Genomic DNA, 26016 nt, shown 5'->3' on the forward strand with positions numbered 1-26016 from the left:
TACGGGCAAACCTATCTTGACTTGCAGACTACTCCACCGAAGATTGCGTGGCAGATGCTACGCAGTCTTCGGTGGAATCCGCCTGGTCGAGCAACCAGAGGGCATCGAAAAGACACATTTGGAGCGGCATTAGAGCAAGCGGAACAACTCTTTACCGCCGCATCTAACGTCGGCCCAGCGTCTCGACCCTTGCTTGCGTTCTACGGAATTTCGCAGGCAGGTAGAGCAGTCGCGGCTGCCGCTGGAAATGTCGACAATAAAGGGTACCGAATCTCTGGTCATGGAATACGTGTGGCAAACAACATGGAGGAGATTGGGAAGAATGCTCGACTGGCTGAACTTTCTCTCGTCAACCATGATTCGGGAGCTTTTCCGCAGCTTGCGGGTATCCTTGAGGCCGCGTCATACTTCGATCCCACAAGGTTTGGCGACATCTGGGGCCTTCTGCCCGAAAGTCTGCGGTTCCCGCTCGATCAGCCTCGCAATCTGATTCCTCTTCAGGTCTCAATTGCGTCGCCAAGTATCATAAGAACAATGGATGCGGTGCCTATTGAAGTTCATCCTGTGCCGCGTAACCTGCTGTGCTTAGCGCCTGATGGCTCGGTGCCAGAGTCGCTGACGCCGGAAGACGTAGCCGCCGAGCGGGCAAGGATAGGCAATTACCTTGGGAGATATCCAACCTTAGGAAGCTGGAGATTTCCCGAGTCGGATGGCGATCGTCTCAAGCCTAGGTTTGACTCGGACGGAAACGCGCTAATTCAGATCGAGTGGGTAGCAGATCGACGCGTCAGTGGCGCGGAGGAAGCGGCATTGAGGGAGCATACGGTCGACTATCGAGGCATGGTATGTGCTTTCCCAAAAATTGGGGGGAGCGACCTGGCGGCTCATCCATTTCTTATATGGTGGTCAATGCTTTACGCGTTGTCCATGCTGGCTAGGTACGAGCCACGGGTATGGGTTGAGAGAACGTCAGTAAGTGAAAGTAACGACGCCGCACCCATTGAGTACCTTCTGGATCGCTCTCTGGCGGTCGTGCCGGAACTTATACATAGGACAATCATTGAAGTCGCCGGGAAGTCTTAGTGGTGGCTGACGCGGTCACAGGGCCTCATTGAAATCGCAGGATGGTAGGGCGATTTTGTGACATAAAATTATCGGCTCTGGCAATTTCAAGTTAAAAGGAGCGGCAGTTCTCGTGAAAGATGGAATCAACTGGGTCAACGTCGGCAGTGGAGAGCGGTTTGAAAAAATCGTTAGTACGCTGCTGAGTACTCTTCATCCGGAATCCGAAAGAATCGATGGGTCTGGAGGTGACGGCGGGCGAGACCACCAGTTGCGAAGCGGTGATGAGCTTCATATTTGGCAGTCAAAGTGGTATGTAGACCGCCTGTCAAAGTCTAGAAGTCGCAAACGCAAGATTCTAGAGAGCCTAGATGCTGCAGCGGAATCTAAGCCGTCAGCCTGGTCGCTCGTCACTCCAATGATCCCGAATCGAACGGAACGGGAGTGGTTCGAGGATGTTTCGAGAAATTACTCGTTTCCGCTCGTATGGAGGGGTGGTGATTGGCTAGAGGCTAATCTAGCGCAACACCCGTCGATCGTTCGTCACTTTATGGGCGCCGAGGAAGAGTACGTTAATCTTCTCCGCGAACTAAGGGAGGAACAAGCAGCATGTGCTGAAATCGCAGTGCACGGTATGGAAGCTGCCCGTCCGCGCATCGAGCTTCTCGCGGCCAAAATAGATGATTCTAACCCATTTTACCGGGTCGACTTCTCGGTCGAAAACGGTCGGATCGTTAACGCTCGACTTCGGCCGAAGTATCGTGATGCAGAGAAAGATAGTCCAGTTACGATGCAGTTCACGGTGCTAGCGGGCGACACGCAACCGGGGATGATTGAGCGCCTGAAATCAGCGATAGAATGGGGTGAAAGGATAGAGCTCTCGCCAAGCGATGTACGCGATTTTGTGATCTCTGGTCCTCCGGGATTTGAAGCGAGTCACGATAGTGTTCACATTCAAATCGGGCCCGTCAAGCCTGAGAAGATCGACCTTAACGGGCGAATAGTACTTCAAGATCCTATAGGGAAGCGTTTGGCGAGTCTCCCAATTCGCTGGTCCACGCGCGTCGCGGGAACAAGGGGAATCACGATCTTCGGCTCGGACCTTTCGGGAGTTGTCAAGGTTCAACTCAAGGTCATTCCTGAGGATCGGCGTTTCACCTTGAACTTGTCGTACGAGTGGTCGAAGCCCAGGTTGCCGGGCGCAATACTTCCAATTCTGCGTTTTCAGCAACACTCCTTGCCAGTTAACACAATTACCGTTTCACTCGATGAGTTGACGACCAGACCTATTCCGGCTCCAGAGAGTATCTCGATACCTGCCGAGGTCGTGCAGTTTGCGGAAGATCTCGAAAGGATTCAGGCGGTATTGGGTGAGCCGTTCCCAATGCCTCACAGGTGGACTGCGACGGATATAAAGGAAGCGCGCCGCGTTGTGGAAATGCTGGAGGGCCGTCGCGTCGTCGCCAATATCAACCATGTGAAGGTCAGCTCAAAGAAGCCAAAGTATATCCGCGAAGCATTTATTCGAACTCCGGGTTCGCTGCGCATGTCTACTGGAGACCCGTACGTTGCGAAAATAGCTGGAAATGATCTTGAGCTTGGCGCACATGTCATTTACGTCCCCAGTGCGGAGCTCGTAGAAGGTGCGACTCGTCGCGGTACGACGAACTTCAGGATCGTGCCCAGCGAGGGGACGGATATCGAGGTAGAGCTGGGTGAGATCCCTGAACCTTAAGTACCAGAAATGAGTAGAAAATCGCCAAAAATTCGTTCAAAGCGTGCCGAAGCTCTGTGTGATCGACGGTCCTCATGCGCGTCTATGGCGCGGTATCCACCCTTATTCGATCTGAGTGCGGTAAAAATGTTCCGCCGCGGGGTTCAGTTGAAACACGTACCGAGGAATTCCTGGTTTGCTGCTGTCGGACAGTGTGCGCAGAACATGGCCAGCCTCAAATAGTTGCATGGCGTGTTTTCGGATCGTTGTTTCATTGCTGCCAGGAATCTTGTTTGTCAGCTCCGAGACGGCGAATGATCTGTTTGGTGAACCGCGCAGGAGGCCCAGAATTGTTCGGTGCCGATCGGTGAGTGGAAGTGGGACAACGGCTATCTGCTCGTCTTGGGGAGCCTCCTTGAGGAACTCTCGAACAGCATCGTTCGCCGCAGGTTTTAGGCGCCAACGATCATTTTTGTATGGGCAGTCTCTTGGCAAGAACTCGACCGCGCCGATCCGTTGGAGCGCTCGCAGTGCGTAAGTGACGGACCCAGGGTTTCGCGACGGGCCTCCTCTTCTTACTTCTGCAGCGATCAAGGAGTCTGGTGCTGCTTCTTGGAGTCGGTGGAGAATATGCCGCTTGAGGGCAAGTCCTTGAGGACTCAGTCTGTGCAGGGCAACAAAGATTCGATTGTCCATCTAAGATTCCCCTGCTGTGGCTTGGTCGGCTGAATCGTAAGTCAGCGAACTCGCGATCTCGGCCATTAGCCCAACAGACTGGATCGGATCGAGAGCTGCTCGTTGAAGTTCTTTAAAACTCTGTAGTACTAACTGGCACACCAAAGGATCCTCGATGTATTGGCAGTTTTTCGAGTCCTCCGCATAGACGACGTCGTTATGTTGCCGATGGGGAAAAACGATGTGGATAAATGAAGTTGCCAGTCGGGAATCGAGGCACCGTTCACGTGTCAGAACTTGAACAGTGAATCGCTCAAGCTCCGATAGTTGTATTAGCTGGACGAGTGTCGCGTTCGCAGTGTCTGGATCGCCAGGGACTTGCCGAACGGCGTCCTCGGTGAGCAGCACTTCGACGACTCGTTGATTCTGCGGAGCGCAAAAGCGCTCTATCCAGCGTTCATGTGCCTCTGTTCGCCGTATTGCATCGTCTGCAACATACGTGGGGCGACCCATCTTCCGGGCAGCAAGACGGTATTCGGGCGTCTGGAGGCAGCGCGGGATGATGTCCGCGCCGAACATTCGGAGTGTCGTAGCTTCGAGGTAGACGTCGTCTACATCCTCGGCTGCATTGAGGGTGACGTTGTTCGTACGAGTGCCCGGAGTGGTGCGCATGTCGGATACGGGTTCAGCGCGCCTAACCTCTCGCTTCCATGCGTCGTTAGGCACCCCGTAGACGTGGCCCAGCACCATGATGTCAAGCGGGTCCAATGGCTGAACCGCATTCTCGATCATGCTGAGTTTGGCGCTTGAAAATCTGGCTTTCGCGCTGGCTTCCGCAAGGCTCAAGCCGAGGGTGTCCCGCCATCTGCGCAGAACTCGCCCAACGGACCGCTCTGTCATTGAGGCGCGAAAGTCGTTCTTCACCGGTAGGCCTCAGATCCTTGGTGAGGTGGGGTGTCCGGCGGCGCTGAGGCGGACGGGAGGTGTCCACGCCGCCGGACGGCTCGGGGGACCGCTGCAAGGCGGTCCGTGTCAAACTGAAATCAACGTCTCATCAGCACTTGGTCAGCGGAACGACCTGGCGGCGACATGAAGGCGACATGGGTGACTTGGGAGGTGGCGCGACTTGCGGACGTTCCGGACAGTCCTGGAGCAGAAGATCCGGGAACGGCGTCAGACACTCCAGGAGTTCGTCGAGTTCGCCGAGGTGTTCGCGCGCGAGCACAACGAGGCGGGAACGATCGGTGTCCGGCATCTTCAGCGGCTTATCGCTGGTCGAAAGCCCTCTGGTGAGCCGCTAGGACCGACCGTTCAGCCGGCGACCGCGCGTCTGCTGGAACGGATCTTCGATGTCCGTATTGACGACCTGTTGTCAGAGCCGAGACCACCTGAGGTCGTCGAGCAGCAACGGCCGGAGCGGGACACGGTCGAGTTGGCCGCCGCGCTCGACTGGCTCGACGAGCGGGCAGGGTGGCAGTCCGGAACAAGCCGATCGAAGGTACGGGCACGGCTGGCGGAACTTGACCTGGGGCACTTGCTGGACGCGGGCGCGCGGCGAACCAGGGTCGGGCGGACGCTCCTCGCTCGCGCGCTTGTCGACTACTACGGCGAGCGCGGCATATACCGAGGCGTCTACGCGGATGCTGAGATCTTGACCAGTGTCGTCACCCGTGCCGACTGGCTCGACTTGGCGTGCCCGCTCGACGGTACGCAGGATCGACTGACGCTCGCTGATGACAACGGCTGTCGTGCTCCGCTCGACGATGTCGAAGCATCGGCGGCAATGTCACGTCTTGCCGAGTCCGTCGCGCTCGGCGTGCGGTTCACCAACCTGCCTCTCTACCGACTGCGGAGCGTCGACCTCGGCCGCCAGAGGGTCTGTGGACGCGTCAGCGTCGTGCCCTTCGTCGAGTACGCGCTGACTGCTGATCTACTCGAACGAGAGCTGACCGATGCGGTTTCGATCGGAAGTCTCATTCAGCGAACTCCCCTGCGAGACAAGCATTTGCCGAGTCTTGACTCGGTATATGACCTGTCGGGCCGCGTGTGTGCGGGCGGCGTTCTGGCGCTGTGTGCGATCGCTCGGCCGCATGATCAAGTCCGCGGTTCCGCAGACTACGCCTTGCTGGTGCAGGAGCGGTCCGGCCAAGTGTTGAACGCGGCCGGACGGCTCGCGGTGATCCCGAAAGGTTTCCACCAGCCACTGACCGACGTGCGAGCCGAGGCAGCAGTGGGGGCCACACTCCGGCGAGAGCTGGAAGAGGAGCTGTTCGGCCGCCCCGACGTGGATGCGACCGCTAGCGATGCGCGCCCGGCCGTACCGATGCATCCGGGCCGTTGGTCGGAGCCAATGAAGTGGCTCGCCGAGGAACCGACCCGGTTGCGCATGGAGTGTACGGGTTTCGGGCTGAACCTCGTCAGCGGGAACTATGAGTTCGCGAGTCTCGTCGTGATCGAGGACGAGGAGTTCTGGCGTCGGTTCGGCGGACAGGTCGAGGCCAACTGGGAGGCGGCCGGACTGCGGCTGTACTCCAGTCTCGACGGCGACCTTGTAAGCGAGCTGATCAGGCAAGAGACCTGGAGCAACGAGGGACTGTTCGCGCTGCTCCAGGGTCTGCGTCGGCTGAGTGAGGTCGGCGGCGACCGTGTCAGCCTGCCGCCGGTCGAGTGGCGGCTTGGCGGCTGATCAGGTCTGCGACGGCCAGCGGACTGTCATGACCACCGAGTCCTCGACGGCTTCCCACGAGTGGTCAATGCCGGGGCCCCACATGACGTAGTCGCCTTGGCGGGTCATCGTCGCGCTGCCCTCGGTCAGGTCAACGCGGAAGTGCCCTTGTACCAACAGAACCAGGGTCGTTCGCTGGTCGTCCGAGGTCCACTCGATACGCTTGTCACCGGCCGGGTGATTGAACCACTTGACCTCGACGTCCTTCGACGCCCGCACGCCCTCGGACGGGTCGATGAAGTGCCCGACCAGCCAGCCGCGAGTAGAACTTCCGTCCTCCGCAGCGTTGCCCTGGCTCCAGTTCGCGGTCACCGTATCTCCCATTCGATCGTTGGCACGTTCACGCGGCTACCGCCGATCTCTTTGAGTCGGCGAAGCCCTTGCAGGAGTGCGAACAAGCCCTCGTTGCTCCACGCCGTGTCGGCCGCGAGCTCCTCGACGAGTTCGGCATCGGCACTGGAGTACTGGCGAAGATTCGCCGTCTCCCAGTTCGCCTCTATCTGCCCGCCGTAGCGCTGCCAGAACTCCTCGTCGTCAACGACGATCAGACTCGGGAACTCGAAGTTCCCGCTGACGAGGTTCAGGCCGAAGCCGGTGCACTCCATCCGCAGACGGCCCGGTTCGCCGAGGAGCCAGCGCATCGGCTCGGAGAGGCGGCTCGGGTGCATCGGATCGGCGCTGCGTTGGTCGCCCACCGTGTTGTCGATGTCGTGGCGGCCGAACAGTTCCTCTTCCATCTCGCGTCGGAGTGTTGCGCCCACTTGAGCGTCAGCTCGGAAGTCCACCAGCGGCTGGTGGAAGCCCTTCGGGATCACGGCAAGCCGACGGGCGGCGTTGATGACGTGACCTGAGCGCTCCTGCACCAGAAGAACGTAGTCTGCTGGGCCTCGGAACGGGTCTGCCGGTCGAGCGAACGCGCACAGCGCGAGCGTGCCGCCTGCGGTGAGACGTCCGCCGACGTCCAACACGGTGTCGAGATCCGGCAGGTAGCGGTCACGAAGTGGAAGTTCGCCCGCTTGCACGCCGCTGGCCAGCGCATCGACCAGCTCACCTTCGAGGAGATCCATCGTCACGATGTACTCGACGAACGATGAGACCCCGACCGTGCCGCCGAGCGACTCCCTACGCATGTCGACGCCAAGTAGGCGGTACAGCGGCATGTTGACGAAGCGGATGCCGAGTGCGAGCGACTCGGCCAGACGCTGAGCGGCCTGGTCGAACGCCTCCTCGTCGAGGGAGACCGGCGCGGCACCGGCCGCACGCATCAGCTTGAGACGGTCATGAGTCGCGATCAGCGGACAGTTGAGATCGAGCCAGTCGGAGCGCGTGAAGACGCTCGTGTCGGCCTCGACGTCGCCGAACCGGGCGGCATATCGGCCGTAGCCATCGGAACCACGGCCGTAGTAGTCCGCGAGAGCCTGCGCGACCTTGCGCTGATCAATGCGACCGCGACGACTTCCCCTGTCCTGCAAGGAATTCACGTCGACCTGTACGAGCCGTGACGCGACGGCGCGGCGGGCGGTTCCGGGCTCGCGCGTGCCGCGCTCGTCGAGCCAGTCGAGCGCGGCGACGATGTTCGGATCGGAGGCGAGCCGCTGTTCGGCCTCGGCCGCCGCCTTGACTGGGCCTGCCTCGGTCGCGGCGGGGGACGTGCTGGTGCCCTGTAGCTCGGCGAAGCGTGCCTGAACGTCTGCGGGCGCTCGATCGAGCGCGGTGTCCAACATCTGCTGGATCTCAGACTTGGGTCGTGAGCTGGGCTTCTGATGCCAGTAGCCGACCGTTCGCGGGTGGACGTCGAGGTACTCGGCGAACGCCTCCTGACTGAGCCGCAGAGCGTCCTGCAACATGCGCGCGTCCGCACCGGTCCAACCGTTGGTCAAGCTCATCTCGTCGCTACCCCCGAAGCGCGATTTGCAGGGAACTTGCTGCGGTTTTGTGGTGGAGTTGCATAGGTCTTGCATGGGATTCGGAGCGATTCCGCAGTGAAATTAGTGCCATGGAAACAGCCGCTCCACCAGCAGGAACACAGCGCTAACGACGACCGCGGACATGCTTCGCCACTTCCGCGACCTGGCCCATTACCGATGCGATATCCGATTTGAGAGCGTCAAGCCGATCGGTGATGTCTTCGAGTCGCTCTTCGACCCGGTCCATTCGAGTCCACAGGGTGTCGGCAAGGTCCACCACGGGGTCGCCGACCTCGGGAGGCGTGCGCCCCCGCAGCACGGCGTCCAGGTGCAGCGGGTGCCAACCCAGCGCTGTGGACAGGGATTCCAGGGTTCGAGGGCTTCGCCGGCGCTCCACGAGATTGTGCTGAATCTCGCGGACGATCGCGAGCGATACGTGCGACCGCTCGGCGAGTTCCTTCTGTCGCAATCCCAGCTCGTCCACCCGCTGGTTGATCGCCTTGGCGACTGCCGCCCAATCCTCCGACACGTATTCCTCCGCGCTCCGCCTCGGCGCTGAGATTAGTCACTGTTTCGAGCGCTGCGCCGTGACACGGCGTTTCACGCGCCGTTTGCGACTTCACATGTCTTCAAGAGTGCTGATATCAGCACAAACGAAACTGAAATCATCATTTCTCGCAGAAAGGCTATTCCTCATGCGTACTTCTCTGTCTTCCTCCGCTCACACCATCCGCGAGACCGCGTGGCTCCTCGGCGTCGACCGGTCCGAGGTCTGCCGCGCCATCCGACTCGGCAAGCTGCACGCCGAACGTCGGCGCGGCCAGACCGTCATCCCTGTGAGCGCGCTCCTGCCGCTGCTCGCCAACGCCGGTCCGGGGGTGCTCCGTGACTGACGACCGACTGATCGGCATCGCGTGGTCGCTGGACCGCCTGCGCTGGGTGCCGACCGACCAACTCGCCGAGGTCGTCGAGCGTGACGGCCTGTGCATGTGGGCGTTCACGAACGAGCCACCCGACGCTGGCGAAGAACTGACCGATCACGAACTCGCCGCGCGCACCTGTGCCGGGTGCCCCGTTCAAGACGAGTGCCTGGAACTGGAGCTGCGCACGGCTGGTGAGAACACCACCGGTGTATGGGGTGCGCTCACCGATGACGACCGGCGGGAGCTGTACCCGCACTGGCTCCGACGCGGTGACCGCTTCGAGAGGGGGCCGCGTTCATGAACGCTCTCACCCTCACTCCGACTCAGATCATGGCCGCTGTAGGCGCGCTGCTGGTCCTGGTGCTCGTGTGGCGTACGGCGTCCCGTCGCGCGAAGGCTGCGGCGAGCGCGGCACGCACAGGTGCACGGTTCGCCTCGCTTGCCGGGCGCGTGCTGTTCAACGCCGCGCTGATCGTCGTGGCGCAGTGGATCGTGATCACCCAACGTGGTAGCGGCTGGCTGCTCGTCGCGGTGCTGGCCGTGCCCGCGCTGTTCGCGTCGTACACCCTGACCAAGGCCCTGACCGTGACGACGTACGAGCCTCGTCGCCGAGGCGGTGAACGGCGATGAGTGAACCGATCGAGCGCGTAGCGGTACAGGTCGATCGATTGTGCTGGACCGGCATTCTGCTCGGGCTGGCATTCACGATGACCAACGTTCAGCAGTTCGCGGCGGCCGGTTCTCCGGTGTGGTCGCTCGCCTGGTCCGCCGCGTGGCTGCTCGACCCGATGGTGTCGCTGGTGCTGCTGGCGATCCTCCGAGCCGAGCAGGTCACGGCACGGCATGGCGTCCGCATGGGTGGCTGGGTGCGAGCGGCGAAATGGTTCACGCTCGGCGCGACGTACGTCATGAACACCTGGAGCGCGTACGCCGCCGGATCGGCCGCGCTGGTGGTGCTGCACTCGGTTCCGCCACTCGTCGTGTTCGTCGCCGCCGAGGCGGTGACCGACCTTCGGGACAAGCTCGGCTCGGCGGTCGCCGCGTACACAGCGGTGCAGGCGGAACCGCAGGCTTCACCGAGTCCTCGGCGAGAGGCGCCGAAGCGCGCGAATCCGAGGACGTCGTTTGACGACTACCTCGCGGTTGCTAGAGCGGCACGAACGCCGGACGTGGCGGTCACGCCCGCGTGGGTGCGCGAGGTGACGGCGTGCTCGCGCGGCCTGTCCTCACGGTTGGCTGCGGCACTGAACGCCGAGGTGAAGCCATGAACGGCGAAGTGGTTCCGGCGGGACCGGTGTTTGAGGGTGAACTCGTCGATGACCAGCAGGACGCGATCCAGCCGCCACCTAGCCACCGGCTCGCCGGCTGGTGGCTGCGATCGCGGTTCGTTCCGGCGGCGTTGAAGTCGCGGCAGGCACTCGCCTACGCCGCGAAAGACAGGCTTGAGTGGTTGGTTCGGTCGCCGTTCCGCCTCGTCCGGGCTGTGTGTCGCGGCCTGGTGGTCGCGGTGCGTGGCTGGCGGCGATGGGTGCGAGTGCGCGACTACCGCGAGGCGGCCGAGCAGTCGGAGAAGCTCGCGGACAAGTTCGCTGAGATCCGTGGACTGACGCTGTTCCGATGGAAGGTGACCGGCGCTGTAGCTGTCGCTTTCGTTGTCTCCCTTGCGATCCTCGATCTCGTCTACGGGCACCGAGTGTTGTGGATTGCCGGCGTCGTCGGCTCGGCGGCGTTGGCGATCCTCGGTAGACAGAAGGACGGGAATCCCGGACGGAAGGCCGCTCTCGCCGGGCCACGTTCGCTCGCGTGGACGATGGACCCACAGATCCTGGTGGACGCGTTCCGCGACGCGAAGCTGATCGGCAAGGACGAGAGCCTGCGGCTCGTCGAGCGAGCGAAGCACCAGGGCGGGGGATGGGCGGTCACTGTCGACCTACCCGCCACCCGCAAGGCGGCCGACGTCGTGAAGCACAGGGAAGACCTGGCGTCGGCTCTGGCGGTGGACGAGATCCAACTCAGTGTCGAGCGAGTGCGAGGCAACGGTGGACACGCCGGACGCGTCGCGATGTGGGTTGCCGATGAGGACCCGTACGCCAAGCCGCCGATCCGCACGCCGTTGCTGGCGGCCGAACGTTGGGACGCATGGCGGTCGGTGCCGTTCGGCACCGACGCACGGGGCAGACGGATCACGCTGCCGCTGGTGTGGACGTCGCTCCTGATCGGTGCGCTTCCCAGGCAGGGCAAGACAATGGCCGAACGATTGGCAGCCGCGGGCTTGATCTTGGACCCGCACGTCCGGCTCTATGTCGCCGACTTCAAGAACGGCAAGGACTGGAAAGCCGCCGAGAACGTCGCCCATCGGTTCATGGCGGGCGACGACGCCGAACACGTACTCGCGTTCCTCGACTGGCTCGTCGAACTGGTCGCGGATGTCCAGAACCGCTACCGGAGGATGCAGGATCTCGACGACGTGACCTGTCCCGAGTCGAAGGTGACACCGGACATGTCCCGTGACCAGTCGCTGGCAATGCCGATCACGGCACTGATCGTCGACGAGGTCCACATCGCACTGGAGGACCGCACTCCCGTTGAGGTGCAAGGGAAGAAGCTCACAGCAGGGGAGTACATCGGAGAGCTGCTGGCGTGGCTGGCCAAGAAAGCTCCTGCCGCCGGCGTCATCCTCGTGCTGGCTACGCAGCGGCCGGACAGCAAGACCATCCCGACCAAGCTGCGCGCTGTGCTCGGCTCCCGCTTCGCCTTGCGCGTCATGGACTTCCGCGACAGCAACATCATCCTCGGCGAGCAGATGAACACACGTGGATACGACAGCAGTCGCCTACTTCCGTCCCATCGCGGCGTAGGCATCCTGCGGCCGGACGGTGAGACCCAAGCCGGTGCCGACGTACTCGCGCTGACCGTACGGACCTACTACATGCCCAACGAGGACTGGCGCGAGATCTGCCAGCGCGGGCGTGCCCTGCGTGAGGCAGAGGGGACGCTGGGCGGACACGCGGCAGGGCAAGACGTTCCGCCGATGCTCGACCGCTCGGCGGCTGTCAAGGCCATCGGAACCGGCACCGTGGCGAACCTGGCTGAGGTCGAGCTACCCGAACCGCTGGCATCACTCGTCGGCTACCTCGGCGACGACCTGAACGAGCGGGACTTCGTGCCCACAGCCGAACTCATCGAAGCGCTGGAAGTCGAGGCGACGGCGTTCGGTGCGGACATGGCCGAGTTCGAGTGTCGGCCGACGCGCCAGTACGTCCAGGACGGTGACAACACCCGGCGAGTACGCGGCTACCTGACGGCCGACGTCCGAGCAGCGATCATTGAAATCAGTTCTTCCGGTGGCTCGTCATGACCGCCGATGACCAGCAAGCGAAGCGGGTCACGGTGCACGTGCCGGTAGATCCACCTGTCCTAACCAAGCAGGTAAGCCGCATACTGCTAGCGATGCTGATCGAAAAAACCGAGATCGAGGTACTCGACGTACCTCGGAGAGGGGAGGTGTGATGACTGCTGAAATCAGCACAGACCCATGGGCGACGCTCGACGGCCTGTGGGGCGTCGAGGTGGCGAGCGTCATCGACGAGGGAATCGGGCCACTGGCGTTCAGCGGCCGATGCTCGACTGAGGACAACCAAGACCCGGAGACGTCTCGCGGCTGGCAGTTCGGCAACGCCCAGAAGTTCGTCGAGCCGCTCGGCGGAGTCGTCGTCGAGGAGTTCTTCGATGTTGGTCAGTCACGGTCCGTGCCCTGGGAACGGCGGCCCGAAGCGGCACGGTTGCTGGAAGCGTTGAAAGACCCCAACCGGGGCTGGACCGGCGTTGTGGTCGGCGAAGGCACGCGGTGTTGGTTCGGCAACCAGTTCTCGTTGATCGCACCCCGGTTCGAGGCCTACGGAGTCGACCTCTGGGTTCCCGAACTCGGCGGCAAGTTCGACGCCCGCAACCCATCGCACAAGATGCTGATGAGCGTGCTCGGCGGCATGAGCGAGTCGGAGCGACAGCACGTGCAGGCGCGCGTCCGTGCCGCTATGGATGCCCAGGTCGTCAACGAGGGACGGCACCAGGGCGGCCGAGCACCGTACGGCTACGTCGTGGTGGACGGTGGCCCTCACCCGAACCCTCGAAAGTCGGCCGAGGGCTACAGGCTGCGAGTGCTCGCCGTTGACGACTCGTCGGCAGAGACGGTGCACCGGATCTTCGCCGACTATCTCGGCGGCGACCTCGGGGACAGGGCCATTGCGACCCGGCTCAACCGAGACGGCGTGCCGTGCCCGTCGGCCCTGCGGCCGGATCAGAACCGGCACCGACAGGGCGACGGCTGGCAGGGCAGCACGGTCCGGGCGATTCTGGAGAACCCCCGCTACACGGGCTACGCGTTCTTTGGGCGGTGGCGGAAGTTCGAGACGCTGCTCGACCCGGACGACGTGGCGGCCGGTCACGTCGTCAAGTTCCGACGGTCGAGCCCGGACCGCGTCGTTCGCTCTCGCCGACCTGCTCACCCGGCGCTCGTGTCGGTCGAGGACTTCACACAGGCCCAGCTACTGCGCAAGTCGCGTGCAGCCGGTGGAATGAGAGGAAGGGCGAAGCTCGAACGCACTCGCACCAGCGGAGCACGGCCGTACATCCTGAAAGGCCGGATGCGGTGCGGAATCTGCACGCGGAAGATGCAAGGGGCGATCATCCGGAAAGAGCACACCTACTACCGGTGTCTGGCGCGCTCGTTGGCTCCGGGGTCAGCGGCGTTGAACAGCCATCCCAGGACGGTGAATCTTGCCGAGAACGTGGTGTTGGAGCCGCTGAACAAGTGGTTGTGCCAGATCTTCGACCGCAAGAGCATCGATCGGACGGTGGCTCACCTCGTCGAGTCGCAGGGTGGCTCGGCGGAGAAGTCGACGACGCGTGATGCAGCGAAGAAGCGGCTTGAAGTCGCCGAGGCCAAATTGCGGCGGTTTCAGGCGGCGATTGCGGCAGGGGTCGATCCGGTTGCGCTGGTGGAGGCGATCAACGAGGCGGAGGAACAGCGCGCGGCGGCGAGCGCCGAACTGAAAGGCCTGCCCGCGCCCTCAACACTCACGGCCGCTGAAGTCCAAGCGAGGCTCGACGGGCTCGACGACGTGACGACGATCATCACGGAAGGGAAGCCGGAAAGGCTCGCCAAGCTCTATGAAGACCTCGGCATCGAACTCAGGTACGACATAGCAGAAGAGGCCGTCTATGCGACGACCTCTCCGCGTGTGTTTAACGTCCGTGTCCGAGGGGGGACTTGAACCCCCACGCCCTTTCGGGCACTAGCACCTCAAGCTAGCGCGTCTGCCATTCCGCCACCCAGACTGATGTGAACAGAATACAGGCCGTCCGGAGGCACCTGCACGCGGGGCTACGATCGGCCCGTGAAGGTGATCGTCGAGGCTGACGGCGGCTCGCGGGGCAACCCCGGTCCAGCCGGGTACGGCGCCGTCGTGCGCGACAAGCTCAGCGGCGAGACGCTGGCCGAGCGCAAGGGGTTCATCGGCGTCGCCACCAACAACGTGGCCGAGTACCAGGGGCTGATCGCGGGGCTCAGGGCGGCCAGGGAGCTCGGCGCCGAGACCGTCGACGTGCGGATGGACTCCAAGCTCGTCGTCGAGCAGATGTCCGGGCGCTGGAAGATCAAGCACCCCTCGATGCAGCCCCTCGCGCGGGAGGCGCAGGAGGTCGCGCGCGACTTCCAGAAGATCGCGTACGAGTGGATCCCCCGTGAGCGCAACCGGCAGGCGGACAGGCTCGCGAACGAGGCCATGGACGACGAGGCCAAACCCCAGAAGCCCGAAGAGCCCCGAGGGTCCCAGGAGGCCGAAGGTGCCAAGCAGCCGCACTGGAGTGGTGCGGCGGGGGAGCCCACGCGGCTGATCCTGCTGCGGCACGGGCAGACGAAGCTGTCGGTCGACCGGCGCTACTCGGGGCGGGGTGATCACCCGCTGACGGAGCTCGGGCTGGAGCAGGCGGAGAAGGCCGCGGCGCGGCTGTCCAAGGTGGACGGCATCGCGGGCGTCATCTCGTCGCCGCTGCAGCGGGCGCAGCAGACCGCGCAGAAGCTCGCGGACAGGATCGGGCTCGAGGTCGTCACCCACCAGGGGCTGATCGAGACCGACTTCGGCGCGTGGGAAGGGCTGACGTTCGCCGAGGCGAGCAAGCAGGACCCCGAGGTGCACCGCAGGTGGCTGGGCGACACGGCCGTGAAGCCGCCGGACGGCGAGAGCTTCGACGAGGTGCACGCGCGGGTTCGCAAGGCGCGCACGGACATCATCGCGCGGTACGGCGGCAAGACGTTGGTGCTGGTCAGTCACGTCACGCCGATCAAGACGCTGCTTCGGCAGGCGCTGGACGTCGGGCCGCAGTTCCTGTTCCGGATGCACCTCGACCTCACCGGCGTCTCGATCGCCGAGTTCTACCCGGACGGGCACGCGTCGGTGAAGCTCATCAACGACACCTCGCACCTCGGCTGAGGTCAGCGCGACGAGGAACGGCGGCGCGCCACCAGCAGGATCGTCAGTGCGGCCAGACCGGTGCCGCCGATCACCAGGACCTCGACGCTCGGGCCGGCTGTCATGTCCTGGCCGCGGGCGTTGCGCATCTCCTCCTCGGTCCAGCCCGCGCCGGGTGAGCCGGACGGCACCGTGGTCGACCTCACCTGGGTCGAGGCCGTCTTCTCCTGGCTGCTGAACAGCAGGACCGCGCCCGCGGCCAGCGCTGCGGCCGCCACGGCCAAGGCGATGTGGAGCGGTCTCATCGGTCCTCCCCGGAGCAGTGTCCCAGGGAGGAGCAAGTGTCAGCTGACCTTGCGCAGCCGGGGCGTCAGCGCCGCGGTGAACCGGTCGGCCGCCGCTTCCAGGGCCGCCGCCGCGGCGGGCGTTCCGACGTTCCGGTCCAGCACGAACTCGCCGCGCACCACCTGGTCCGCGCCCTTGGCCGCGAGCAACGGGTGCAGCGCGTAGTCCATCGCGACCAGGAAACCCTGGTTGCCGCCCGTCGCCAGCGGCAGCACCGCACGCCCGCGCAAAGCCTTCTTCGGCAGCAGGTCTAGCAACGCCTTCACGAGGCCGCTGTACGCCGCGCGGTACACCGGCGAGGCGACGACGAGGCCGTCCGCGGCCAGGAGCCCGCTCACGGCCGCGGCGATCTGCGGGTCCCGCAGGTCCTCGGTGAGCAGCGACAACGTGGGCAGCGACCGCACGTCGAGCAGCGACACGCGGTGCCCGGCGGCTCGCAGCTGCTCCTCCACGAACGACACGACGACACCGGTGGGCGCGGAGTGGGACGGCGCACCGGAGATGATCAGCAGATCGGACATGGCAAGGCACTCCCTGAGTTCGCGGCTACGAAGAACGCACTCAGAGGTGGCAACACAGGCTTGCTGCCACGCGGCCGTAGTCGACGTGGCGACGTCGTGTCATGGCTGAAGTCAACCAACGTCCGCACCGGTGGACAACCGGTTCCAGCCGCTGGGATATCCTCGGGAGGCGGATGAGTCGGCAGGGCGGCCGCGGCAGGTGACTGTCGAGGAAAGTCCGGACTCCACAGGGCAGGGTGGTTGTTAACGGCAACCAGGGGCGACCCTCGGGACAGTGCCACAGAGAACAGACCGCCTCGGCGAAAGCCGCGGTAAGGGTGAAACGGTGGTGTAAGAGACCACCAGCGCCCCAGGTGACTGGGGCGGCTAGGTAAACCCCACCCGGAGCAAGGCCAAGAGGGCACCGGATCGCAAGTGATGGTGCTGCGCGAGCGTTCGAGGGCTGCCCGCCCGATGCTCGCGGGTAGGCCGCTAGAGCCTGTCGGCAACGGCAGGCCCAGATGGATGGCCGCCGACTGGGACCTCGGTCCCATGAACAGGATCCGGCTTACATGCCGGCTCATCCGCCTGTATGCATGAAGCCATGCTCTCGCATCTGGAATGCGCCCGTTGCGGCCGCGAACACGACGCCAACGCCGTCCAGAACCTCTGCCACGGGTGCGCCTCGCCGTTGCTGGCCCGCTACGACCTCACGCGCGTGCGCCGCCCGACGGCCGAGAACTCGCTGTGGCGCTACCGCGACGTCCTCCCGGTCCGCGACCCCGACCCGGCGTTCAGTCTCGGCGAGGGCATGACGCCGCTCGTGCCGTTGCCCGCGCTGAGCCGGGCGCTGGACGCGACCGTGCTCATGAAGGACGAGTCGCTCGTCCCGACCGGTTCGTTCAAGGCCCGTGGCGCGGCCGTCGGCGTGGCGAGGGCCAAGGAGCTCGGCATCGAGGGCATCAAGATGCCGACCAACGGCAACGCGGGCGCGGCCTGGGCCCTGTACGCGGCCCGCGCCGGCATCCGCAGCGTCATCGCGATGCCCGAGGACGCCCCGCTGATCACCCGCGAGGAGGTCGAGGCGAGCGGCGCGGAGCTGCGGATCGTGCCGGGCACCATCGCCGACGCCGGCAAGGCCATCGCGGACGTCGGCCTCTTCGACGCGTCGACCCTGCGCGAGCCGTATCGCATCGAAGGCAAGAAGACGATGGGCTACGAGATCGTCGAGCAGCTCGGCTGGCGCGTCCCCGACGTGATCGTCTACCCGACGGGCGGCGGGGTCGGCCTGATCGGGATTCACAAGGCGCTGCACGAGATGCGCGAGCTCGGGTGGATCAACGGAAAGCTGCCGCGCCTGGTCGCCGTGCAGTCCACCGGGTGCGCGCCGATCGTCAGGGCGTTCGACGAGGGCAAGGCCGAGTCGACCTTCTGGGACGGCGCCTACACCGACGCGTTCGGCATCAACGTGCCGAAACCCTTGGGAGACTTCATCATCCTCCAGGCCATCAGGGAGACCGATGGTACGGCGGTGGCGGTGACCGACGAGCAGATCGCCGCCGACCGCGCCGAAACCGCCCGTCTCGAAGGCGTTTTCCTCTGCCCGGAAGGTGCCGCGACGATCAGCGCCGTCCGCGTACTGCGCGAGGACGGCTGGCTCGGGGCGGACGACGAAGTGGTCGTGCTGAACACCGGCGCGGGCATCAAGTACCCGGCTGTCCGCCTCTAGATCCTCCACCGTCCCAAGGGTGTTACACAATTTCGGCCGTTCGAGTGGTGCGCCCGCCGCAACTGGCCACTGCCGGTATCACCACGAACAAGCCCAGATCCTCCTGTCAGACGGCCGGCCCCTGCAGCCGGCCGTCCCCGAGGGAGGGAAGACACATGCAACGCAAGCTGACGGTGGTGCTGGCCCTGTCCAGTCTCGTCACCGCGGGAGCGGTCGGCGTCGCGACCGCGGACGCCACGGAGCTGCCCGTCTACGGGGTGAAGAGCTCCGGTCTCGACCAGGAACAGGCGCAGAGGTTGCAACGCGCGTTCGGCCTCAAGGACGTCCAGAGATCCGAGGCCGGCGCGGTGTCCTTCGCGGACGAGCAGCGCTACCAGTACATGCCGACCGTCGACAAAGGACAGGGAAGGCCGGACGAGGACGGCAACGCCACCACGCAGACCGCGCTCGACACCGAGGCGATCAAGCGCATCAGGACCATCCCCGCCGACGAGGCCGCCAAGCGTGCGCAGGAAGCCCTGAGGTCAGCGGGTGTGCTGCCGGAGAACGCGACCCCCAGCGCCCAGCACACGACGTTCGAGCTCTCCGATGTCAACGGGCGCAACGCACTCACGGCGAACCTCGACACGAGCGTCTCGTACACGTTCCAGCTCGGCGGCCTTCCGCTGGAGGGCGAGGGCGCGAACATCCGCGTCTCGTTCGACGCGCAGGGCGTGACGGCGGTCAGCCACGCGGCCCGCACCTACGACAAGGCGGGCACGGTCGAGGTGAACGACCTCGCGCACGGCGCCGAGCTGTGCCAGAAGTACCTGGGCGCCTCGGTCAAGCCCGAGGTGAGCTACGTCTACGTGGCCCCGCCGCTGGAGGAGAAGGTCGACAAGATCGAGCCCTCGTTCCGCTGCGCCGGCCGCAACGACGACGGTGGCGCGCCGCAGGCCATCACCCTGCCCGCCGCGGTCGGCGCCGAGCTGCCGCAGCCGGGACCGGGCCAGGAGCCGCGGCCCGGGCAGCAGTTCAAGAGCCAGGGCGTCGGCACCCAGGTCGGCAGCGAGGGCACCGGCAACTGCTCCGGCCTGCCCAACACCGCCGCCAACATCGGCACGTTCAACACCGAGGCGAGCAACCACGGCATCACCCGCGACTTCAGCTGGCTCGACGGCAACGCGTGGGAGAGCGACTTCAAGGACCCGGCGTTCGCCGGCGGTGACGACACCAACTGGGCCGACGACGTCGACCTCACCTACTGGCAGGGCCACGGCTCCGGCACCGGCTTCTACTTCACCGGCTGCTCCAGCCACACCGACGGCAAGCTCGCGAACACCGACGCGCGCTGGGGCCAGAACGACGTCGAGTGGATGAGCCTGTTCACCTGCCAGGTCCTGGAAGACAGCACCGGCGGCCAGACCTGGGCGCAGCGCTGGGGCCAGGCCTTCCGCGGCCTTCACCAGATCAACAGCTTCACGACCGTCAGCTACAACTCCGCCAACCACGGCGGCAAGTTCGGTCACTACATGTGGCGCTCGCCGTTCCTGTGGTGGAACAACCCGATGAAGGTCCGCGACGCGTGGGCGCAGGCCAGCATCGACACCCAGCCGGCGTCCGTCCGCTGGGCGACCATGGGGCCCGTCACCTCGACGGGTGCGCTCGGCAACTACAACGACTACTTCTGGGGCAAGGGCTCGGTGGGCCCTGACTACGCCTCGAGCGGCGTGTTCTGGAGGATCTCCGGCGCCTCCTAGCGACCGGCGTCCCCCCGAAGAAGCCCGGCGGCCCTCGGCCGCCGGGCTTCACCTGTTCGCCGGCCGCCCCGACGGCATCCGCAGCACGGGCCGGAACGGTTCCCCGTTGTTGTAGAGGTCCTCCAACTCGGTCACGTAGGCCAGCACCGCGGGATTCACGATGTCGGCGAGCGACCGCACCCCGGCCTGGGGCTCGTACGAGGCGAGGTAGGTGGCCGCCGCACGAGCGCGCTCCAGCACGGACCTGTCGAAGTTGATCGTCCGCTGGACCCGGCGCCGGGATTGCGTGCTCTGCCCGGTAGGCTCGTCCACGCCTGGAGCACTAGGGGAGGCTGTGATTCCGTCCACACTTCCGTCCGGCACGAGGTCAGGTTCGAGCATGAGCGAATCTCCTCGGAGTCGTCGCTCCGGAACGCGCCCGCGGTGCCGGCAGAGCCGATCAGAGGGGTCGCGAACCGGCCGTTCAGGGCAGTCGCACGAGTGTGCGCATGCGCGTGTTTGAAGCGCACGCACTGTGGGTGACCAGGGCGTTCGCAGTCGGGTGAACCTTGCCAGCGACGGAGAGAATCTTGATCCTGGTGTTCCCCACTGACGGCTCCTCAGTGATGATGTGTCGGCCAGATTAGACGTAATTCCCCCCAGGCGGAACGGCCAGATGATCTACACCCCGCAGCAACAGCCCCACACGTCGTGACGAACTCGTGTTCTACTCGTAGCGCTAGCCCCCGCGCCCTCTGGAGTACCGAATGACCGCCATGGACCTGGTGACACTTGCTCAGCAGCAGCCGACGGTGCCGGGCACAAGCAATGTCCGTGACTGGATCCTGAACAACATCGTTCCCCTGCTGCTGCTGACGGTCGCGCTCCTCCTGCTCTGGCTGGGAGGTGGCAAGGGCGACAACGCGGGAGTCATGCGCCGTCTGGGCGGCGTGATCGTCGCGCTGGCCATCATCGGCCTCGCCGTCACCACAGACGCCGGCGCGAACATCGGCAAGTGGCTCGCCGGCTTGTTCGTCGGAGGCTGATCCGTGCGGGTCCGCACCGACGACGAGGTCTACCGGGTCGACGCCGTCTGGCTCGGTCCGCCCAAGGCGACGTTCCCCTGGCGCGCGCGATACGTCGCGTGGGGTGTCGGGATCGTCGTTTTCCTCGTCGTACTCACGATCGAACGGCAGATGGGCATCGGGTTCGGGTTCTTCTCGACCGCGTGGGCCCTCGTCGCGACGATCATCCTCACTCGTTTCATCACCCAGCGGATCAGCCATGAACGGCCCCTCACGGCCGTCATGTCGATGTGGGTCCGCGAGCTCACCGCACCTCGAGAGCGCACGGCCAGCACCGGCGGGGCGGCCAGCGCCGCCCGGATCCGGGTCAGTCCGCAGCGGCCTCGTCCCAAGTTGACCAAGAAACAACAACGACGGGCGAGACAGCAGGCCCAGCCCCGCCGGACGCCAGACAGCCGTAAGAAGGAGGTTCGCGGTGTTCGGACGCCGGCGAGACCGTGACCGTCGCTCCGCCCAGCACATCGCCCAGCACGCCGCGGCCGACCCCCGCGACCGCGACCGGGCCACCTATTCGAAGCGTGGCCGCCGCCTGCCCGGCGAGCAGGCCGTGCCGAGCTACACGCCGTCGATCTCCGCCAGGAGCATCGACGGTCACCTGCTGCGCACCGGCCAGGAGGTCTACGCCTGGTACCGGCTCGCGCCGCAGCGCTGGTCGTTCCGCAGCGACTCGCAGCGCCAGGACCTGATCGCCGCCATCGCCGGGCAGTACGCCGAGCTGCAGGGCCGCTGGATGCACCTGCGGGTGACCACGCGGCCGTACCCGATCCGCATGTGGGCCGAGGCGCACGTGCACAACGCCGTCAAGCGCCTGCCGGACACCCCCGGCACGCTGTCGTTCGACGACTACATGGTCGGCGAGCAGCAGCAGCTCATGGGCCGCTCGATGGCGGAGAAAGAGGTCTACCTGGGCGTTCAGGTGCAGACCCGCAACATGATGGACCGCGCCGTCGAACGCGCGGCCCCCGTGCTGCGCAAGGTCTTCCCGGACGCCGTGGACGCCGAACTGGTGGCGCTGGACTCCGAGGTCGAGCACCTCGACCAGGTCATCGGGTCCGCCGGCCTCGAAGGCCGTCCCGCGACGGCCGAGGAGATGTCCTGGCTGATGCACAGGTCGTGCTCGCTGGGCCTGCCCGCGCCGCGCAACCTGCCCGCCGTGCCCGGTGCCGCGTGGGAACCGGAGGACCTGGCGTCGTTCACCGACGCCGCGGACTTCCACCAGGAGCCCTACTCGCCGACGGTGACCGTGCGGGGCCGCACCGGCTCGAACGCGGGCATCAAGCGGCACGTCGCGGTGCTGACGGTCGGTCTCATGCACGGCCTGCAGATCCCCGAGGTCGACGACCCGTGGGTGCAGCGCGCGGACAGGCTGCCGGCCTCTGTCGAGTGGTCCGCCCGCATCTACGTGCGCAAGCCCGAAGAGGTCTCGGGCGAGCTGTCGCGGCAGATGAGCAAGGTCCGCTCGCAGGTCCGCCACTACACCGACGAGCACGAGCTGGAACCGCCGCAGTCGCTGGCCCGCCAGGCCGGCCGCGTGCTGGAGATCGACGACGAGATGACGTCGGGCTTCACCGCGCTGGGCACCCGCGTGCGCTCGTGGTGGCGCCTCGCCGTCTCCGGCCCGACCGAGCGCGAGGCCCTGCGCCTGGCCCAGTCGCTGCTGGAGCTGTACAAGCCGAAGGTCGCGATCGAGCACCCCGAGGCCCAGTACGCGATCGCGCGCGAGTTCATCCCGGGCGAGCCGCTGTCCAGCGGCGCGTACCTGCGGCGCGGCAGCGTGCTGTGGGCCGCGTCCGCCGTCCCCACGGCCACGGCCGAGGTCGGTGACCGCCGCGGCATCCTGCTCGGCGAGACCGTGACGGCCACCCGCCGCCCGGTCGCGTGGGACCCGTGGATGGCGCAGGAGCTCCGCGACGCCTCGGGCCTGACGGCGATGGTCGCGGGCCTGGGTGCCGGTAAGTCGTTCCTCGGCGGCGGCATGGTCTACAAGACCCTGCGGGCCGGCGCGCACTGGACGCTGCTCGACCCGTCCGGCCCGCTGTCCGCGCTGTGCGAACTGCCGGAACTGCGGCCTTACGCGCGTCCGATCAACCTGCTCAACGCCCAGCCCGGCATCCTCAACCCGTACCGGGTGGTCGCCGAGCCGCTGCTGGACCACTTCCTCGACGAGGACGACCCGGAACGGGCCTGGCGCCGGGAGAAGGCCCTCGCGGCCGCCACCCGCCGCCGCCTCGTGCTGGACGTGCTCACCGGCCTGCTGCCGTACGAGGTCGCGCGCCTGCCCCAGACGCGCATCGTGCTGCTGCGTGCCGTCCGCACGGTCGGTGGCCGCTTCGACGCCCATCCCGGTCTCGTCTTCGAGGCGCTGCGCCGGGACGCGTCCGAGCACCACGAGCACGCCGTCGTCGTCGCGGACTTCCTCGACGAGATGCGCGAGCGCATGTCGTTGCTGATCCCCGAGGAGAACCTCGACCCGTACAACGAGGTGCGCGACGACCGCCTCACCGTGCTCACCATGGCGGGCCTCAACCTGCCCAAGGACGGCGTCGGCCGCGAGCACTGGACGGACGCGGAGTCGCTCGGCGTCGAGATGCTGAACCTCGCCGCCTGGCTCACCCAGCGCTCGATCTACGAGAAGCCGAAGGACCAGCGCAAGGGCGTCTGGATCGACGAGGCGTTCTTCCTCTCCGAGGTCCCGACCGGCCGCGTGCTGATGAACCGCTTCGCGCGTGACTCGCGGAAGTGGAACGTCCGCGTGCTGTTGTCGTCGCAGATCCCCGCCGACTTCCTGAAGATCCAGGGCTTCGTGACGCTGCTCGACTCGGTCTTCGTCGGCCGGCTCGACGACGACTCGGCGCAGGCGGACGCGCTGCGGCTGCTCAAGGTGCCGATCGGCGCCGGCTACGAGCAGGTCATCGCCTCGCTCGGCCGCCGCCCCGGTGGCGAGCGCAACGCGACCGAACGCGACCGCGCGCCGCGGCAGTTCATCTTCGGTGACGGCGCCGGTGGTGTGGAGCGGATCCGCATCGACTTCAGCGGCCCGCATCTGGAACACCTGCGCAACGCCCTCGACACGACCCCCGATGCCAAGCGCGACAACGGCAAGGGCGAACTCGTGCCGGCGGACGACCCCAACGCGGCTCCCATGCCGCCCGCCTACGTGCCCGACGAGATCGACGACGAACTGGCGGCGGACATGGAGCTAGGACTGACGGAGGAAGAGGCCCAGCTCGTGGCCCACGGTGACGGCACCAACCGCCACCGGGACGGCGGCGCATGACGGCGCTGACGATCGTGCTCGCGATCGCCGCCTTGCTCTGGGCAAGGCGGCGGTTCCGCCCAGGATCGTCGACTAGCTCGCGCACGTCAGCACGCGCCAGGTCGGTCGGCCTCGTCGCGGCCGTCCTGGCGTTGCAGGTGGTCATGGGTGCCCCGATGGCGCACGCCCAATCCTGTGGCGAGGCACCGAACCCGGAGCGGCCCGGCGCCGGCATGGTCGGCGCGCTCGACCCGCCCGTCGGCAACGGCCTGCCCGGCTCGCCGTACCTCGACTACGGCTACGCGGGCATGGTCTGGCACAACTACCAGGCCAAGTGCGGTGTCCTGCCGGACGCCAACGCCACGCTCGACACGTGGGCGGGCAACGAGCTCTTCAGCATCGGCAAGAACATCGTCGGTGCCACGAACGCGTTGCACTACACGGTGATGGGCCGCGGTCTGCTGGTCCCGCTGGACGACGCCGTGAAGAACGGCGTGCAGAAGGTCTACGACAACGTCTACCTGCGCTGGTTCGGCCTGGTGGCGCTGCTCCTCGCGATCCTGATGTTCCGGCAGATCTGGACCGGCGACTTCGCCGCGATCTCCAAACGCGGGCTCTGGGCGCTCGCGGCCATGTGGCTGGCGACGTCCACATTGGCCTTGCCGCAGTTCTACAACCTCCTCGACAACACACTGGTCTCCAAGACCTCGGAGATCCAGGCGGGGTTCATCGAGGCGCCTGAAGAACAAGGCACGCTCCACGTACTACCGACGAAACTGCACGACGCCGTCGTCTACCAGAGCTGGCTGCGCGGCGCGTTCGGCACGCCGGACGCACCGCAGGCCGCCGAGTACGGGCCGCGCATCCTCAAGGCGCAGGCGTGGACCACGGCCGAGATCGCCGAGGGCAAGGACGCCGACCAGGCAGCCCTGGACGCCAAGAAGGCCGAGTGGAAGGCCCTCGAGGCCCAGCTCGGCACCGCCAAGGGCTACTTCGACGGCGCCGACGGCAGCCGCACCGGCGCCGGTTTCCTGGCGCTGCTGCAGTCCATCGCGTTCTCGCTGTTCCAGCTGTTCGCGAAGGCCGCGGTGCTGCTGGCCCAGTTGCTGCTGCGGATCCTGACGCTCGCCGGGCCGCTCATCGGCCTGGTCGCGCTGCTGCACCACGACCTGCTGCGCAAGGTCGCCCGCGCGGCCGCCGTGACGATCTTCAACGTGCTGGTCCTCGCGGTCCTCGCGGGTGTGCACGCGTTGCTGCTGCAGGCGATCTTCAACGCGACGGGGTTGTCGCTGCTGACCCGCACGTTGCTCGGCCTGATGCTGACGCTCGTGTGCTTCGTGATCGGCAAACCGCTGCGCCGCATGTGGCAGATGGTCGAGATGTCCGTCGGCTCGGCGAGCAACGTCCTGCCGATGAGCGGCGGCGTCTGGTCGAAGCTCGCGGGCCGCAGGAAGCAGGCGGGTCCGACGCCGCAGGACGAGTTCTGGGACTCCGTGCGGGAGAACGAGACCGACGGCGACGCGGTGCCGCAGCGCGGTCGCGGCCGGGTGCGCCCGGAGGCGTCCAACCCGGTCATGGCGACGGCGCAGCGGCTCGACCGGGACTCCGCGCCCGGCCAGATCGTCAACGGTGGCGACTCCTCGTCGGTGCGGGCGGGCGCGCTGCCCTCGGGATCCGGTCCGGCGGCGCTGCCGGCCGCCCGGTCGCGCGTGGTGGACACCCCCACGGTCACCGACCGGCAGTGGGACAGGGTCGACGACGCGGTGCTCGTGCCGTCGCGGTCGGGCGCCTACTCCGCGCCGGTGCAGGAACCGCGCAGAGCGGAGACGGAAGTGGTGGCGGGGCGTCCGGTGCACGTGATCTACCGGCCGTCGCGCGGGTTCGAAGTCAGGGACAACTGAAGGGAG

23 protein-coding genes, 1 tRNA gene and 1 other RNA gene are annotated in these 26016 nt (G+C 65.8%); 17 read left to right on the plus strand and 8 right to left on the minus strand.

Going from position 1 to position 26016, the window contains the following annotated elements; all coding sequences use genetic code 11:
- Window positions 1-54 precede the first annotated feature (54 nt).
- Together LX88_RS10590 and LX88_RS10595 are read left to right on the plus strand one after the other, a co-directional pair.
- Window positions 55-1083 carry a YaaC family protein gene (locus LX88_RS10590; protein ID WP_372511260.1) on the plus strand — a complete coding sequence of 343 codons (1029 nt, stop codon included), beginning with the start codon at window positions 55-57 and terminating at the stop codon, window positions 1081-1083.
- A 112-nt stretch (window positions 1084-1195) separates the two neighbouring features.
- A complete protein-coding gene (locus LX88_RS10595; RefSeq protein WP_258947539.1) occupies window positions 1196-2797 on the plus strand; it encodes a hypothetical protein in 1602 nt (533 codons plus the stop codon).
- A 675-nt stretch (window positions 2798-3472) separates the two neighbouring features.
- On the opposite strand, the gene LX88_RS10600 is transcribed toward LX88_RS10595, so the two are convergent.
- A complete protein-coding gene (locus tag LX88_RS10600; protein WP_258947540.1) occupies window positions 3473-4375 on the minus strand; it encodes a Scr1 family TA system antitoxin-like transcriptional regulator in 903 nt (300 codons plus the stop codon).
- Window positions 4376-4577: 202 nt separating this feature from the next.
- On the opposite strand from LX88_RS10600, the gene LX88_RS10605 reads away from it, so the two are divergent.
- Window positions 4578-6137: a transcriptional regulator gene (locus LX88_RS10605; protein WP_258947541.1), complete on the plus strand. Its 1560-nt coding sequence runs from the start codon at window positions 4578-4580 to the stop codon at window positions 6135-6137.
- Here the strand turns inward: LX88_RS10605 and LX88_RS10610 are convergent, their stop codons facing one another.
- From LX88_RS10610 to LX88_RS10620, 3 genes are all read right to left on the minus strand, one after another.
- On the minus strand, window positions 6138-6488 hold the full coding sequence (locus LX88_RS10610; RefSeq protein WP_258947542.1) for a signal peptidase I: 351 nt from the start codon (window positions 6486-6488) through the stop codon (window positions 6138-6140). It lies immediately after the preceding gene.
- The gene (locus tag LX88_RS10615; protein WP_258947543.1) at window positions 6485-8062 is read right to left on the minus strand and encodes a transcriptional regulator; all 1578 of its coding nucleotides are present in this window, start codon (window positions 8060-8062) and stop codon (window positions 6485-6487) included. Before LX88_RS10615 ends, LX88_RS10610 begins: the two co-directional genes overlap by 4 nt.
- Before the next feature lie 145 nt (window positions 8063-8207).
- Window positions 8208-8612 (minus strand): helix-turn-helix domain-containing protein, encoded by a 405-nt coding sequence (locus LX88_RS10620; protein WP_093602851.1) that lies wholly within the window; start codon window positions 8610-8612, stop codon window positions 8208-8210.
- Window positions 8613-8778: 166 nt separating this feature from the next.
- Between LX88_RS10620 and LX88_RS10625 the strand changes: the two genes are divergently transcribed.
- The 6 genes from LX88_RS10625 (at window position 8779) to LX88_RS10650 (ending at window position 14279) form a co-directional block, all read left to right on the plus strand.
- Complete coding sequence (locus LX88_RS10625; protein WP_093602853.1) at window positions 8779-8976, plus strand: helix-turn-helix domain-containing protein; 198 nt, start codon at window positions 8779-8781, stop codon at window positions 8974-8976.
- Window positions 8969-9307, plus strand: a complete 339-nt coding sequence (locus LX88_RS10630; protein WP_258947544.1) for a WhiB family transcriptional regulator — start codon at window positions 8969-8971, stop codon at window positions 9305-9307. The genes LX88_RS10625 and LX88_RS10630 overlap by 8 nt, the downstream gene beginning before the upstream one ends.
- Entirely contained in the window at window positions 9304-9636 is a 333-nt protein-coding gene (locus LX88_RS10635; protein ID WP_258947545.1) for a hypothetical protein, read from the plus strand. Before LX88_RS10630 ends, LX88_RS10635 begins: the two co-directional genes overlap by 4 nt.
- Window positions 9633-10274, plus strand: a complete 642-nt coding sequence (locus tag LX88_RS10640; RefSeq protein WP_258947546.1) for a hypothetical protein — start codon at window positions 9633-9635, stop codon at window positions 10272-10274. The genes LX88_RS10635 and LX88_RS10640 overlap by 4 nt, the downstream gene beginning before the upstream one ends.
- Window positions 10271-12364, plus strand: a complete 2094-nt coding sequence (locus tag LX88_RS10645) for an FtsK/SpoIIIE domain-containing protein (protein WP_258947665.1) — start codon at window positions 10271-10273, stop codon at window positions 12362-12364. The genes LX88_RS10640 and LX88_RS10645 overlap by 4 nt, the downstream gene beginning before the upstream one ends.
- Window positions 12365-12515: 151 nt before the next feature.
- The gene (locus tag LX88_RS10650; protein WP_258947547.1) at window positions 12516-14279 is read left to right on the plus strand and encodes a recombinase family protein; all 1764 of its coding nucleotides are present in this window, start codon (window positions 12516-12518) and stop codon (window positions 14277-14279) included.
- Here LX88_RS10650 and LX88_RS10655 read toward each other — a convergent pair.
- Window positions 14261-14343 (minus strand) — tRNA-Leu (locus tag LX88_RS10655). The genes LX88_RS10650 and LX88_RS10655 overlap by 19 nt on opposite strands.
- 65 nt (window positions 14344-14408) lie before the next feature.
- Between LX88_RS10655 and LX88_RS10660 the strand changes: the two genes are divergently transcribed.
- Complete coding sequence (locus tag LX88_RS10660) at window positions 14409-15497, plus strand: bifunctional RNase H/acid phosphatase (protein WP_258947666.1); 1089 nt, start codon at window positions 14409-14411, stop codon at window positions 15495-15497.
- 2 nt (window positions 15498-15499) lie between these two features.
- Here LX88_RS10660 and LX88_RS10665 read toward each other — a convergent pair whose 3' ends face one another.
- Together LX88_RS10665 and LX88_RS10670 are read right to left on the minus strand one after the other, a co-directional pair.
- A complete protein-coding gene (locus LX88_RS10665; protein WP_258947548.1) occupies window positions 15500-15781 on the minus strand; it encodes a hypothetical protein in 282 nt (93 codons plus the stop codon).
- A 39-nt stretch (window positions 15782-15820) separates the two neighbouring features.
- Window positions 15821-16342 (minus strand): NAD(P)H-dependent oxidoreductase, encoded by a 522-nt coding sequence (locus LX88_RS10670; RefSeq protein WP_258947549.1) that lies wholly within the window; start codon window positions 16340-16342, stop codon window positions 15821-15823.
- A 174-nt stretch (window positions 16343-16516) separates the two neighbouring features.
- Between LX88_RS10670 and rnpB the strand changes: the two genes are divergently transcribed.
- The 3 genes from rnpB (at window position 16517) to LX88_RS10685 (ending at window position 19789) form a co-directional block, all read left to right on the plus strand.
- An RNA gene (gene rnpB, locus LX88_RS10675) (RNase P RNA component class A) lies at window positions 16517-16908 on the plus strand.
- Between the two features lie 17 nt (window positions 16909-16925).
- Window positions 16926-18050, plus strand: coding sequence for a threonine synthase (locus tag LX88_RS10680; RefSeq protein ID WP_258947550.1), 1125 nt, complete (start codon window positions 16926-16928; stop codon window positions 18048-18050).
- A gap of 155 nt (window positions 18051-18205) precedes the next feature.
- Window positions 18206-19789, plus strand: a complete 1584-nt coding sequence (locus LX88_RS10685) for a DUF6345 domain-containing protein (RefSeq protein ID WP_258947551.1) — start codon at window positions 18206-18208, stop codon at window positions 19787-19789.
- Between the two features lie 48 nt (window positions 19790-19837).
- Here the strand turns inward: LX88_RS10685 and LX88_RS10690 are convergent, their stop codons facing one another.
- Complete coding sequence (locus LX88_RS10690; protein WP_245982911.1) at window positions 19838-20101, minus strand: ParB family protein; 264 nt, start codon at window positions 20099-20101, stop codon at window positions 19838-19840.
- A gap of 434 nt (window positions 20102-20535) precedes the next feature.
- Between LX88_RS10690 and LX88_RS10695 the strand changes: the two genes are divergently transcribed.
- Genes LX88_RS10695 through LX88_RS10710 form a run of 4 tightly spaced genes read left to right on the plus strand, consistent with a single transcriptional unit; the run spans window position 20536 to window position 26010 of the window.
- The gene (locus LX88_RS10695; protein ID WP_170176263.1) at window positions 20536-20814 is read left to right on the plus strand and encodes a hypothetical protein; all 279 of its coding nucleotides are present in this window, start codon (window positions 20536-20538) and stop codon (window positions 20812-20814) included.
- A gap of 3 nt (window positions 20815-20817) precedes the next feature.
- A complete protein-coding gene (locus tag LX88_RS10700; protein ID WP_090011217.1) occupies window positions 20818-21294 on the plus strand; it encodes a hypothetical protein in 477 nt (158 codons plus the stop codon).
- Complete coding sequence (locus LX88_RS10705) at window positions 21269-24130, plus strand: ATP-binding protein (RefSeq protein ID WP_372511237.1); 2862 nt, start codon at window positions 21269-21271, stop codon at window positions 24128-24130. The genes LX88_RS10700 and LX88_RS10705 overlap by 26 nt, the downstream gene beginning before the upstream one ends.
- Entirely contained in the window at window positions 24127-26010 is a 1884-nt protein-coding gene (locus LX88_RS10710; RefSeq protein ID WP_258947552.1) for a hypothetical protein, read from the plus strand. Before LX88_RS10705 ends, LX88_RS10710 begins: the two co-directional genes overlap by 4 nt.
- Window positions 26011-26016 lie beyond the last annotated feature (6 nt).

The sequence above is a fragment of the Lentzea californiensis genome (assembly GCF_024648825.1).
Classification (GTDB): domain Bacteria; phylum Actinomycetota; class Actinomycetes; order Mycobacteriales; family Pseudonocardiaceae; genus Lentzea; species Lentzea californiensis.